Raw genomic sequence first — 12853 nt, 5'->3', positions numbered from 1 at the left:
GGGGGGGGGGGACGGGGGGGAGGGGGCGGGGGGGGGGGGGGGGGGGCCCGGCCCCCCCCCCCCCCCCCCCCCCCCCGCCGCGCGTACGCGCCTCAACCGTCCGGGCACTCGCACCGCCGCCCCTTCTTCCCCCCCCTCCAGGAGTGACCACCATGTCCACCACGATCAGCCTCGGCGAGCTGTCCGGCGCCTACGTCCTCGACACCGCCCACACCCGGATCGGCTTCGTCGCCCGGCACTCCATGTCCACCAGGGTGCGTGGGGAGTTCGAGGAGTACGAGGGCGGCGCGTACCTGGACGGCGATCAGCCGTCGAAGTCCATCGCACGCCTCACGATCCGGGCGACGAGCCTCCAGACCCACCATCAGCAGCGCGACGATCAGCTTCGCAGCAGGTTCCTGGACACGGACGGCCACCCGGTCATCACCTTCGTCTCGACCAAGGTGGAGCCGGTCGACGCGACCACCTACAAGGTCACCGGCGGCCTGACGATGCGAGGTGTGACCCAACCGGTCGTCATGGACGTCGAGTTGACCGCCGCCGAGATGGACTCGCAGGGCGACTTCCGGGTCGGCTTCCTGGGCAGCGTCACGATCAACCGCAAGGACTGGGGCGTGAACTGGAACGCCGCGACCTCGGTTCTCGTGAGTCCGAAGGTGACGCTGGAGTTCGACGTCATCGCGATCCGGCAGCCATGACAGCGACCATGGCCATCGCGCCCCTGGATCACCCGTGGAGAGGAATCCGATGACGACGAGACTGCGCGTCGTGACGTTGAACGTATGGAACACCCGCGGCGACGCCGCCGCCCGGCAGGCGCTGATCAATGCCGAACTGGCGCGGCTCGCGCCGGATCTCGTCGCCTTCCAGGAGGTCCTGCCGGACTAACTGCCCGCCCTGATCGAGGGGACGGGGCTGCACGGCACCCACCAGTCGCAGACCACCGCGACGGCTCCGCCCTACGCGGACCGGTACGGCGGCACGGCGATCGCGACGCGGTGGCCGCACCGCATCGTCGAAGTCCTCGATCAGCGCGGCACGGACGCGCCCGATGTCCCGTGGCTCACGCCGGCCGCCCTCGTGCCGCTGCCCGGCCTCGGTGACGTCCTGTTCATCGCGACCACGACGTCGTTCCGGCTCGAGGCAGAAGCGCAGCGGGAGCGGCAGGTGCTGGCCCTGAGCGATCTGGACGCCCGGCACCGCACGGCCCTGCCCACGATCATGGCCGGTGATTTCAACGCGGACCCCGACTCCGCCGGCGTCCGCTATCTGACCGGTCGGCAATCACTCTCGGGTCGCGGTACCCACTTCCACGACGCGTGGGAGATCGCGGGTTCAGGTCCGGGGCACACCTGGAGCGCCGACAACCCGAACGCGGCCGAGGACATCGAGCTCCTGGTGCGTCAGCCCGGCCACCGCCGCCGGCTCGACTACGTCTTCGTCGGCTCACCGCACGCGCACCCGAACGCCTTCGCCCGCGTGCGGAGTGCCGACCTCGCCTTCGACAAGCCAGCCGACGGTGTGTGGGCCAGTGACCACTACGGGGTCGTCGCCGACCTGGAGGTGGGGCTGCTCACGACAGGGCGGGGATGACCTTGGCGCCGTACCCGTCGATGACGCTTTCACGGGCGTCATGCATCGCGTACAGGGCGAACTGATCCACTCCCAGACGCTTCAACTCCCTCAGTTTCGCGATGTGTTGCTCCGCGGTGCCGATCACACAGAAGCGGTCCACGATGCCGTCGGGGACGAAGGCCGTGTCGGGGTTGTCGGCGCGGCCGTGGTGGGAGTAGTCGTAGCCCTCGCGGGCCTTGATGTACTCGGTCAGGGCCTCGGGGATCAGGTCCGAGTGTGCGCCGTACTTCGCCACCAGGTCGGCCACGTGGTTGCCGACCATCCCGCCGAACCAGCGGCACTGCTCGCGGGCGTGGGCGAGCGCGGCGGGTGAGTCGTCCTGCGTGAGGTACGCGGGGGCCGCGACGCAGATCTTCACCGACGCCGGGTCGCGGCCCGCCGCCGTGGCCGCGTCCCGGACCGCCTTCACCATCGACTCCGTCAGATACGGGTCGGCCAGCTGGAGGATGAAGCCGTCGGCCTCCTCGCCCGCCATCTTCAGCGCCTTGGGTCCGTACGCGGCCATCCACACGGGGAGTTGGGCGTCCGGCTTGATCCAGGGGAAGCGGATCGTGGTGCCGCCGAGGTCCGCCTCCCCGCCCGAGGCCAGCGAGCGGATGACCTTCATCGACTCGCTGATCCGGGCGAGGGTGTTCGGCGTACGGCCCGCCACCCGCATCGCGCTGTCGCCGCGGCCGATGCCGCACACGGTGCGGTTGCCGTACATGTCGTTGAGCGTGGCGAACGTGGAGGCCGTCACCTCCCAGGTGCGGGTGCCCGGATTGGTGACCATCGGGCCGACGATCAGCCGGTCGGTGTTGGCCAGGATCTGGCTGTAGATGACGAAGGGCTCCTGCCAGAGCACCGCCGAGTCGAAGGTCCAGCCGTAGCCGAATCCATTGCGCTCGGCCCGCTTCATCAGGCTGATGACCTGTGCGGCCGGCGGATCGGTCTGCAGGACGAGTCCGAAGTCCATGGTGCGTCGCCTCTCCTAGCCGAGGTACTGAGTGGTGCCGCGCGGGACATAGGCGCCGTGCCCGGCCCGGCCGGTGAACTTCCGCTCGTCGATGACCACTTCGCCCCGCGACAGGACCGTCTCCACCTGGCCGGTCACGTGCTTCCCCTCGTACGCGGAGTAGTCCACGTTCATGTGGTGCGTGTCCGCCGACATGACCTGCTCGGCGGCCGGATCGTAGATGACGACGTCGGCGTCCGCGCCCGGCGCGATCGTGCCCTTCTTGCCGTACAGACCGAACATCCGGGCCGGGCTCGCGCAGGCGATCTCGATCCAGCGCCGGCGGCTGATGTGCCCGTCGACCACGGCCTGGTGCAGGAGGTCCATGCGGTTCTCCACGCCGGGGAGGCCGTTCGGGATCTTGGAGAAGTCGCCGCGGCCCAGCTCCTTCTGCCCCACGAAACAGAACGGGCAGTGGTCGGTCGACACCACCTGGAGGTCGTTCGTGCGCAATCCGCGCCAGAGCGCGGCCTGGTGCTCGCGCGGCCGCAGCGGTGTCGAGCAGACGTACTTGGAACCCTCGAAGTCGGGCTCCGCGAGGTTGTCCGTGGACAGGAACAGATACTGCGGACAGGTCTCCCCGAACACCGGCAGACCCTCGTCGCGGGCCCTGGCAAGCTCGGCCACGGCCTCCTGCGCCGACACATGCACCACGTACACCGGCGCCCCCGCCACCTGGGCGAGCTTGATCACCCGGTGCGTCGCCTCCGCTTCCAGGAGCGCCTTGCGCACCTCTCCGTGGTAGCGCGGGTCCGTCTCGCCCCGGGCGAGGGCCTGCTCCACCAGTACATCGATGGCGAGTCCGTTCTCCGCGTGCGTCATGATCAGCCCGCCGTTGCCCGCGGCCTTCTGCATCGCCCGCAGGATCTGGCCGTCGTCACTGAAGAAGACGCCCGGATACGCCGTGAAGAGCTTGAAAGAGCTGACCCCTTCCTCGATGAGGAGGTCCATCTCCTTCAGGGACTTCTCGTTGACGTCCGAGAGGATCATGTGGAAGCCGTAGTCGATCGCGCACTTGCCGTCCGCCTTGGCGTACCAGGTGTCAAGGCCCGCGCGCAGCGCCTGCCCCCGGCTCTGCACCGCGAAGTCCACGATCGTGGTGGTGCCTCCCCAGGCCGCGGCCCGGGTGCCCGTCTCGAAGTCGTCGGAGGAGAACGTGCCGCCGAACGGGAAGTCCATGTGCGTGTGCGCGTCGACTCCCCCCGGAATCACGTACTTGTGGGAGGCGTCGAAGACGCGGTCAGCGGTCCACGCCTCCGCGGCGCCCGAACCGTGCGCCGCGAGCGCGGCGATCCGGCCGTCCTCGATCAGCACATCGGCATGGGTCTCTTCGGCGGCGGTGATGACGAGTCCGCCACGGATCAGGGTGCGGGTACTCATGATGGGGCGCTCCCTTTCATGCTCGTACGTTCCTGTGGGCAGGCTCGTGAACTAGGCGCTCCGCAGGGCCTGTTCGAGGATCGACGCCCCTTCTTCCGCCTCCGTGACGGTCAGCGAGAGGGGCGGGGCGATGCGCAGGACGCTGGTGTCGTGGCCGCCGCCCTTGCCGATCAGGAGTCCGCCTTCGCGGGCCGCTTCGAGCACGGCGGCGGCCGCCCGCGGATTGGCCTCGCCCGTCTCGGGGTCGACCAGCTCGACACCGATCATCAGGCCCCGGCCGCGCACTTCGCGTACGACGGGCAGCTGGGCGCAGATGGCACGCACCCGCTCGATGAGCAGACCGCCGACGCGCCGCGCGTTGCCCTGGAGGTCGTGTTCCAGGAGGTACGTGAGGTTGGCGAGGCCTGCCGCCATGGTGACCGGTGAGCCGCCGAAGGTCGAGATGGAGTTGGAGTCCAGGGAGTTCATGACCTCGGCACTCGCCACGACGCCGCCGATGGACATGCCGTTGCCGATGCCCTTGGCGAAGGTGAGGATGTCCGGCGGTCCTGCGGCGGCATGCGCCTGCCAGCCCCAGAAGTGGTCGCCCGTGCGTCCCCAGCCGGTCTGCACCTCGTCGGAGATCCACAGGACGCCGTGCTCCCGCAGGACCTCGCGGAAGGCGGCGTACAGACCGTCCGGAGGCGAGGTGAAGCCGCCGACCCCCTGGACGGGCTCGGCGATCAGCGCCGCCACTCCCCCGCGCGTCTGGCCGAGCATGTCCTTCAGATCGGCGACGCAGGCCTCGATGAACTCGGCGTCGCTCAGTGCCGCGTACGGCCCTCGGCTGCGCACGCCCCCGTGGACGTACAGCGTCTGGAGCGGCGAGAGGCTGGTGGGCGACCAGGCGTTGTTGCCGGTGATGCCGACGGCCGTGAAGGAGCGGCCGTGGTAGCTGTTGCGCATCGCCAGGATCTGGTTCGAGCGGCGGTGCGCGGTGGCCAGGAGCAGGGCCGTGTCGTTGGCCTCGGTGCCCGACGTGGTGAAGAAGACGCGGGCGTCCGGGATGCCGGAGAGGCCCGCGACCCGCTCGGCGAGGTCGATCATCGGGCGGTTCAGGTAGAGCGTGGACGAGTGGATGATCCGTCCGGCCTGCTCGCTGATCGCCTTGGTGACCTCGGGCAGGGCGTGGGCGGTCATGGTGGTGAGGATGCCGCCGAAGAAGTCGAGGTACTGCTTGCCGTCCGCGTCCCAGACGTGGCGGCCCTCGCCGTGGGTGATCTCCAGCGGGTCGGCGTAGTAGAGCGCGAGCCACTCGGGCAGGACGGCCCGGTGGCGGGCGTGGAGGTCCTTCACGGCTGTACCAGCCCTTCGTACGCGTCGGGGCGGCGGTCCCGGTAGAACGCCCACTGCTGGCGTACTTCCTCGATCAGCCCCAGGTCCAGGTCCCTGACCACGAGTTCCTCGGCCTTGTCGCTCGCGGTCTCGCCGACGAACTGTCCCCGCGGGTCGACGAAGTACGACGTTCCGTAGAAGTCGTTGTCGCCGTACTCCTCGACGCCCACGCGGTTGATCGCGGCGATGAAGTACTCGTTGGCCACGGCCGCGGCGGGCTGTTCCAACTGCCAGAGGTAGGCGGAGAGGCCGCGGGAGGTGGCCGAGGGGTTGTAGACGATCTGGGCGCCGTTCAGGCCGAGCTGCCGCCAGCCCTCCGGGAAGTGGCGGTCGTAGCAGATGTAGACGCCGACCTTGCCGACCGCCGTGTCGAAGACGGGCCAGCCCGCGTTGCCCGGCTTGAAGTAGTACTTCTCCCAGAAGCCCTTGACCTGGGGGATGTGGTGCTTGCGGTACTTCCCGAGATACGAGCCGTCGGAGTCGATCACTGCGGCGGTGTTGAAGTAGAACCCGGACTGCTCCACCTCGAAGACCGGGACGACGATGACCATGCCGGTCTCGCGTGCGAGTTCCCGCATCCGCGTGACCGTGGGTCCCTCCGGCACCGATTCGGCCCACCGGTAGTGCTCGGCCTCCTGCACCTGGCAGAAGTAGGGGGCGTTGAACACTTCCTGGAAACCGATGATCTTCGCACCCTGGCGGGCCGCCTCGCGGGCGTGCTCCTCGTGCTTGGCAATCATGGATTCGGTGTCGCCTGTCCAGGTTGCCTGGACCAGTGCGGCGCGTACGACGTTGGCCATGAGCTGCTCCTTCGACGGGACGTCAGAGAGCTTCTACGCCCGTAGACTTGATGCGTAGAGCAGAAAACGTAAGCCTCGTCGCCGGGCGGGGCAAGACCATCGCCGTTAACCGGCGCAGTCGATCATGTTTCGCACCCGAGCGGACGAGAACCGGGCGAGAAAGCACAGACAGGCACAGACAGAGCGAGCCCGTCAGGCGCTGAATCCGGCAACGCGCAGCGCGTGCACGAGATCCCAGTGGCGCTCGTCCGACACCCCCTGGGCAGCCTGGAGGAGCAGCGGGATGAGGCGGTACGGATCGGTGTGCGCGCAGCTGGCCACGTCCTCGGGAGTGCGGACGCGCAGATAGGCGTCGAGCAGGGCGCGGGCCTCGCGCTCGCGTCCCTCGTCCATCAGCGCGAGCACCGCCTCCGCGATCTCCGGGGCGGGCCGTGCGACACCCTGCCGCAGCAGCTTGCGGCAGTCGTCGGCGCGGCCTGCCAAAGCCAGCGCGTCGGCCAGCGAGACGAGCGGTTCGGGCGGCAGCGAGGCGGCCTCCCAGAGCAGCGTCGACCAGTCGGCGCCGAGCCCCGCGCGATGCAGCTCACCGGCGAGCGCGGGGAGGCGGGACGCCGGCCAGCCCGCCGCCTCGACGAGTACGCCGTGCGCCTCGCCGCTGCGGCCCTCACCGCGGAGCCGCACCAGGGCGGCGACGGTTTCGGCGGTGGCCTGCTCGGCCTCGCGGTCCGGTGCGACGACTTCACGGCTCACGGCTTCATCGGCGCCGCCCGGCCCGGCGGCGTGCGCGAACCGCGCGCCGCGCGGTCTGCTCGCGGCACGCGGCCGCACGGCCGTCTCCGGCACGGGGACGGCGTCGGTCCCGGTCGCGTGCCCGTCCTCGTCCCCGTCCGTGCCTCCGTCCCTGTCCGCGTCAGCGTCCACGCCCGGCCCGGTGAACCCCGCGAAACGGGCGCCTCGGGGGAGGCGCGGGCGGCGGAACACGTCGCGTGACTTGCGGCCCTGCCTCGGGACGCGGGGGGTCTCGCGGGGCGGCGGCGTGCTGTCGGAGTCCGAGGCGGCTCCAGGCCCCGAGGCGGAGCCGGAGTCGGCCGAGCCGGAGTCCGATCCGGGGTCGGGGTCGGAGTCGGAGTCGGAGTCGACGGAGAGCGTGCGGGAGTCGGGAACCGAGGGGCTCTGATCGGCCGGGGGCACCCCGAACTCCCGTGTCCGGGGGGCACGTTCCGACGCGTGAGCGTCGGGGCCACCCCCCGCGGACCCCGCGGCTGTGGCTTCGAAGCCGTCCGCACCCCGCGCCCTGAAGGAGGTCGACACCCCGAACGGGGTCGCCTCATGCTCGCCGGAGTCGTCGAACTCCTCGGCTCCGAAGTCCCCCACCGACCGGCCCCTGAGGCCGCCCGACGCGAGCGCGTCGAAGCCACCGGACGTGTGGGCCTCGAAGTCGTCCGCCTCCTGACCCGCGAAGTCGTCCGACAGCGGAGTGCCGAAGTCGACCCACTGCGGGCGATCCGCCCGGTCCAACCGCTCGATGCGCTCACGGAGTTCCGCGCACCGCGCGGTCGCCCGCTCGTGGTCGTCGCGGGACCAGGCCAGATCACGGCTGAGCCGCTCCACCTCGTCCGGCGCGACCGCGGCCGCGAGCGAGCGGCCCAGGTCCGCCTGCCGCTCCACGGCGAACCGCTGCTCGGTGAGCATCATGTCGAGGCGCTCACCGAGCTGCCCGCGCCCACCGGGCCGCGCGTCGTACGCGGCCAGCGACGCACTGTGCAGCTCCCGCGCGAGGCCCGCCTCGCGTTCGGCTGCCCGCGCTCCGCGCCCCGCGGCCAGATCGCGCAGCAGCGCCTCCATCACATCCCAGGGAGGCACTTCCGCGCCGTCCAGACAGGCCTGCATCCCGGCGGGGTCGCGGGACCAGAACACGCCGCACCACCCGGCGCCCGGGTCCAGCTGCGCCTGGAGGTTCTTCAAGTATCTCGCGAACTCCCGAACATGATCGGGGAGTTGTCCTACCGCCATCCGAGCCAGCACCGCCCCATGAAGACAGGGAGACTTCCGGTCCGGAAGATAACACCAGTCGTGTTACGGGACGACTACACGGAGTTTTCCCGGCCACTCCACGGCGCCTCACACCTCACCTTCCGCCCCATCCGCACCACCCACACCACGGGCGAGAACCGTGGCACACAGTCGCCGTAGCCCCGCGTGCAGCTGTCCGGGGCTCGCGCCCTGGCTGGTCAGATGCTCGACCAGGTCACTGCGGACGGCGGCGAGCAGGACGTGCGCGAGATAGTCGGCACCCTCAGGCCCCTGCACGCCGACCAGCATCCCGGCCACTTCCGAGTGCCACAGGTCGTAGGCCGGATTGAGGTAAGGGCTACCGGTCCCCGCCCGGTCGAGGGCGAGCATCAGCGCTCGCTGGCTCAACTTGAGGTCGAGGAGTGCGGCCATGAGTGCGGGCAGCCGCTCGCCCACCGGCGCGCCGGGGCCCAGCGGCGGCGGTCCACCGACGACTTGCTCCCGCAACTCCTGCGTCTCCTCGACGACCAGGGCTCTGACCAGGCCGAGGCGGTCGGAGAAGTGCCGGAAGACCGTGCCTTTCCCGGCACCGGCGGCCTGGGCGATATCGGCCATCTTGACGCTGTCGGGGTCCTCGGCGTCCTGGAAGAGCCGGGCGGCGGCGGCCAACAGCGCGGCCCTGTTGCGGACGGAGTCGGCTCTCTCCTTGCGGGCGGTGATGGTTCCTCCTGGGTGAGTGGGACGGGCGGGACGTGCGGGACGGGCAGACTCCAGCATAAGTCGACCCGGGGTCCGGTACTTGTAAACGGACCCAGGGTCAGGTTAACGTCGCCAGCATGACGCCTCACCCCGCAGCACCTCCCACCACCCGCCCCTCGGCGACCGACGTGTTCACCCGCTCCCTCGACCTCCTCCTCGCCAAGGACATCGACGGCTGGGTCGCCCTCTGGGCGCCGGACGGAGTCTTCGAGTTCCCCTTCGCACTCCCCGGCGCCCCGCACCGAATGGTCGGCCGCGACGCCGTGCGCGACTACATGGCCGACTACCCCGACCACATCGACCTGCGGAGCTTCGAGGACCTGACCGTCCACCGCACCGACGACCCCGAGACCATCGTCGTCGAGCTGCGCGGCACAGGGCGTGCGGTCGCCACGGGCCGCCCCTTCGACATGCCGTACATCCAGGTCGTCACCGTCCACGACGGGCGGATCACGCGCTTTCGCGACTACTGGAACGGCGCCCTTGCCGCCGATGCCTTCGACGGCGAGATCCCCGTCGGCGCCACCCGATCCGGAGAGACCCGCTCCGGAGAGACCCGCTCCGGAGAGACCCGATGACCATGCGCTTCCTCATCACCGGCGGCACCGGCACCACCGGCCGCCGCGTGGCGACCGCCCTGGGCGACCACGGCACGTCCGTCAGCGTCGGCAGCCGCACCCCCGCCCCGGGCACCCACCAGGTCCGCTTCGACTGGGCCGACCCCGCCACCCACGGCCCCGCCCTCACGGGCACGGACGGCGTCTACCTGGTGCCGCCCATCGGGGACGCCGAGCCCGCCCGCCTCATGGTGCCGTTCCTGGAGCGCGCACTGGACGCGGGCGTGCGCCGCTTCGTGCTCCTGAGTTCGTCCGCCATCGCCGAGGGCGGGCCCGGCGCCGGGGAGGTCCACAGCACACTGCGTCAACTGGCCCCTGAGTGGGCGGTGTTGCGCCCTTCGTGGTTCATGCAGAACTTCGTCACTCCCGGCCATCCCCACATCGAGAACATCCGCGCCGCGGACGAGATCGTGACGGCCACCGGGCAGGGGCGGGTGGCGTTCGTCGACGCGGACGACATCGCCGCCGTCGCCGTACGGGCCCTGACGGACGAGCGACCGCACAACGCGGCACACCTGATCACCGGCCCGGGGGCGCTCAGCTACGCGGACGTCGCGGAGGCGGTCTCCAAGGTCTCGGGGCGCGAGATCCGCCATCGCTGCGTCCCGGTGGCGGACCTCCGCGAGCGGCTCATCGCCACCGGGATACCGGAGGCGTTCGCCCGCGTGCTCGCCGCCATGGACGACGACATCGCGCACGGGTCCGAGGACCGGGTGGACCCCACCGTCGAGCGGGTCACCGGCCGACCGGCCCGCAGCTTCGCCGACTTCGCCGCCGAGCACGCCGCCGAGTGGTCCCCGACGCCATGACGCATGACGTCGGCGGCCCTCACACGGGGGCGAGCGGCATCAGCACGCATGCCTGAGCCACCTCGTCCAGCGAGAGACCCAGCGTCACCGCCAGCGCCGACACGGTGAAGAACGCGGGCGTCGGGGCCCGCCCCGTCTCGATCTTCCGGAGCGTCTCCGCGGAGAGCCCGGCGCTCGCGGCCACCTCCACCATGCTCCGCTCACCGCGCGCCGCACGCAGCAGCCGACCGAGACGCTCGCCGCGTTCGTGCTCTTCTGGGGTCAAGGGGGTGCGCACCATGGCGTCAGTCTAGTCCGAACCCCGGCCAGAAAACTATTCTCATACCGGTATAGTAATTGGCGCGAGGGGACTCAAGGCAGGCCCGTCCATCGTCGCGATGCGCACAGAACCGCGCGGCACCCCGAACGCGCCCGCCGAACGCGCCTGCCGGGCGGGCCCTCACCGGCCCGCCCGGCCCGCCCGATCCCCGCCCGCGTCAGCCGGGCCGCACCACCATCGCCGACCCGCCACCTCGACGTACCTTCTCCGCCGCGGCGAGCCACTTACCGCCCGGCAGCCGCTGCACGCCGGTAGCCGCCCCGATCTCGGGGTTCTGCTTGAAGGAGTGCCCGATCGCCTCCAGGTCGGCCCGCACCGGGCTGTCCCACAGGCCGGGCTCCAACTCGGTCTGTGCCGCGTTGCGCTGGCTCGCGCGCGGCGCGGCGATCGCGTCGACGAGCGGCAGACCCCGGTCGACGAACCCCGTCAGGGTCTGCAGGACGGTCGTGATGATCGTGGCGCCGCCCGGCGACCCGAGCGCGACCACCGGCTTCCCCTTCTCCAGGACGATCGTCGGCGCGATCGAGGACCGGGGCCGCTTGCCCGGACCCGGCAGGTTCGGGTCGTGCACGGCCGGGTCGGCCGGCGCGAAGGAGAAGTCGGTCAGTTCGTTGTTGAGCAGGAAGCCGCGTCCGGGCACGGTGATCCCGCTGCCGCCCGTCGACTCGATGGTCAGGGTGTACGCGACGACGTTGCCCCACTTGTCGGCGGCCGTGAGGTGCGTCGTGTTCTCCCCCTCGTACGTGGTCGGGGCGGCCTTGTCACCGGACGTGCAGGCGGCCGGATCGCGCGGATCCCCCGGCGCGAGCGGGCTCTTCAGGACCGCGTCGTCACGGATCAGGCACTCCCGCGAGTCGGCGAACTTCTGCGAGAGCAGTTCCTTCGTCGGTACGTCCTCGAAGGCGGGGTCCCCCACCCAGCGCCCGCGGTCGGCGAAGGCGACGCGGCTCGCCTCGATGTAGCGGTGCAGGTACTTCTTCTTCGAGGCCTTCGAGAGGTCGGTCCGCTCAAGGATGTTGAGCGCCTCACCGACACTCGTGCCGCCGGAGGACGAGGGAGCCATCGAGTAGACGTCGAGCCCGCGGTACGAGGTCTTCGTCGGCGCCTGCCTCTTCGCCCCGTAGGCCTTCAGGTCCTTCGTGGACAGATCACCGCGCCGCACCACGCGCCCCGACGCCGGGTCGACGGGCGGCTTGTTCACGGTCCGTACCACGTCCTTGCCGATGCCGCCCCGGTACATCGCCCCGACGCCCTTGCTCCCCAACTCCGCGTACGTACGCGCGAGATCGGGGTTCTTGAACGTCGAGCCGACCACGGGCAGCGCGCCGCCGGGCAGGAACAGCTCGGCCGTGTCCGGGAAGTCGGCGAACCGCTTCTGGTTCGACTCGGTCTGCGAGCGGAAGGTCCCGTCCACCGTGAACCCGTCGCGCGCGAGCCGCTCGGCGGGCTTCAGGAGCGTACCGAGCCGCTTGCTGCCCCACGCGTCGAGCGCGGACTGCCAGGTCGCGGGGGTGCCTGGGGTGCCCACGCCCAGGCCGCTCGTGACGGCGTCCGCGAAGGGGATCGGTTTGCCGTTCTCCAGGAAGAGGCCGGAGTCGGCGGTGCGCGGGGCCGTCTCGCGGCCGTCGATCGTGCTCACCTTGTGGGTCTTGGCGTCGTAGTGGACGAAGTACCCACCACCCCCGACACCCGAGGAGTAGGGCTCCGTCACGCCGAGGGCCGCCGCCGTGGCGACCGCGGCGTCCACCGCGTTGCCGCCCTTCTTGAGGACCTCGATCCCGGCGGCCGACGCGTCCGCGTCGACGCTGGAGACGGCACCGCCGTAGCCGACGGCCAGCGGCGTCTTCTCCGGGGACGGCGAGGCCGGTTCAGCCGAGCGCGGAGACGAAGCGGGCACCGCCGCTCCGACCGACACCAACACCCCTCCGACCGCCAATAGCGTCAGATTCCGTACGACAGCACGACGCATTCGTACCTCCAGTCAGCAACCGTCCGCGCAGCGTAACTTCGGGACCCCCACCACGTCAGGACCTCCTCGAACACCGGTCCTAAAGACCGCTAGCATGCGCCCCCATGACTGAAGACGTGCGCACTATCGTCCTCGGCCTGATCGCGGCCGGCCTCGGTGCCGTGCTGGGCTGGCTCGCCCGTAC

Annotated in this window: 13 protein-coding genes; 5 read left to right on the top strand and 8 right to left on the bottom strand. The window is 70.8% G+C overall.

Annotation, left to right across the window (positions count from 1 at the left end; translation table 11 throughout):
- Positions 1–152 precede the first annotated feature (152 nt).
- Genes ACZ5CR_RS16285 through ACZ5CR_RS16275 form a run of 3 tightly spaced genes read left to right on the top strand, consistent with a single transcriptional unit; the run spans position 153 to position 1593 of the window.
- Entirely contained in the window at positions 153–698 is a 546-nt protein-coding gene (locus ACZ5CR_RS16285; protein ID WP_468857844.1) for a YceI family protein, read from the top strand.
- 49 nt (positions 699–747) lie between these two features.
- Positions 748–888, top strand: a complete 141-nt coding sequence (locus ACZ5CR_RS16280) for an endonuclease/exonuclease/phosphatase family protein (RefSeq protein WP_468857842.1) — start codon at positions 748–750, stop codon at positions 886–888.
- A complete protein-coding gene (locus ACZ5CR_RS16275; protein WP_468858221.1) occupies positions 889–1593 on the top strand; it encodes an endonuclease/exonuclease/phosphatase family protein in 705 nt (234 codons plus the stop codon).
- Here the strand turns inward: ACZ5CR_RS16275 and ACZ5CR_RS16270 are convergent.
- From ACZ5CR_RS16270 to ACZ5CR_RS16245, 6 genes are all read right to left on the bottom strand, one after another.
- Positions 1574–2590 (bottom strand): TIGR03842 family LLM class F420-dependent oxidoreductase, encoded by a 1017-nt coding sequence (locus ACZ5CR_RS16270; RefSeq protein WP_468857840.1) that lies wholly within the window; start codon positions 2588–2590, stop codon positions 1574–1576. The genes ACZ5CR_RS16275 and ACZ5CR_RS16270 overlap by 20 nt on opposite strands.
- Before the next feature lie 15 nt (positions 2591–2605).
- On the bottom strand, positions 2606–4009 hold the full coding sequence (gene hydA, locus ACZ5CR_RS16265) for a dihydropyrimidinase (protein WP_468857838.1): 1404 nt from the start codon (positions 4007–4009) through the stop codon (positions 2606–2608).
- A 51-nt stretch (positions 4010–4060) separates the two neighbouring features.
- Entirely contained in the window at positions 4061–5344 is a 1284-nt protein-coding gene (locus tag ACZ5CR_RS16260) for an aspartate aminotransferase family protein (RefSeq protein WP_468857837.1), read from the bottom strand.
- Positions 5341–6183: a nitrilase-related carbon-nitrogen hydrolase gene (locus ACZ5CR_RS16255; RefSeq protein ID WP_468857835.1), complete on the bottom strand. Its 843-nt coding sequence runs from the start codon at positions 6181–6183 to the stop codon at positions 5341–5343. The genes ACZ5CR_RS16260 and ACZ5CR_RS16255 overlap by 4 nt, the downstream gene beginning before the upstream one ends.
- Positions 6184–6375: 192 nt before the next feature.
- Positions 6376–8148, bottom strand: a complete 1773-nt coding sequence (locus ACZ5CR_RS16250; RefSeq protein WP_468857833.1) for a hypothetical protein — start codon at positions 8146–8148, stop codon at positions 6376–6378.
- Between the two features lie 156 nt (positions 8149–8304).
- Complete coding sequence (locus tag ACZ5CR_RS16245) at positions 8305–8973, bottom strand: TetR/AcrR family transcriptional regulator (RefSeq protein ID WP_468857831.1); 669 nt, start codon at positions 8971–8973, stop codon at positions 8305–8307.
- A gap of 59 nt (positions 8974–9032) precedes the next feature.
- On the opposite strand from ACZ5CR_RS16245, the gene ACZ5CR_RS16240 reads away from it, so the two are divergent.
- Positions 9033–9533 (top strand): nuclear transport factor 2 family protein, encoded by a 501-nt coding sequence (locus ACZ5CR_RS16240; RefSeq protein ID WP_468857830.1) that lies wholly within the window; start codon positions 9033–9035, stop codon positions 9531–9533.
- Positions 9530–10381, top strand: coding sequence for an NmrA family NAD(P)-binding protein (locus tag ACZ5CR_RS16235; RefSeq protein WP_468857829.1), 852 nt, complete (start codon positions 9530–9532; stop codon positions 10379–10381). Before ACZ5CR_RS16240 ends, ACZ5CR_RS16235 begins: the two co-directional genes overlap by 4 nt.
- Positions 10382–10400: 19 nt before the next feature.
- Here the strand turns inward: ACZ5CR_RS16235 and ACZ5CR_RS16230 are convergent, their stop codons facing one another.
- Together ACZ5CR_RS16230 and ggt are read right to left on the bottom strand one after the other, a co-directional pair.
- On the bottom strand, positions 10401–10661 hold the full coding sequence (locus ACZ5CR_RS16230; protein WP_389900916.1) for a helix-turn-helix domain-containing protein: 261 nt from the start codon (positions 10659–10661) through the stop codon (positions 10401–10403).
- Between the two features lie 196 nt (positions 10662–10857).
- Positions 10858–12669: a gamma-glutamyltransferase gene (ggt, locus tag ACZ5CR_RS16225; RefSeq protein ID WP_468857827.1), complete on the bottom strand. Its 1812-nt coding sequence runs from the start codon at positions 12667–12669 to the stop codon at positions 10858–10860.
- Between the last annotated feature and the right edge of the window lie 184 nt (positions 12670–12853).

The sequence above is a fragment of the Streptomyces sp. NPDC031274 genome, assembly GCF_055570235.1.
The sequence above is the reverse complement of the archived record's forward strand: the minus strand, read 5'-3'. Positions and strand labels throughout refer to the sequence as shown.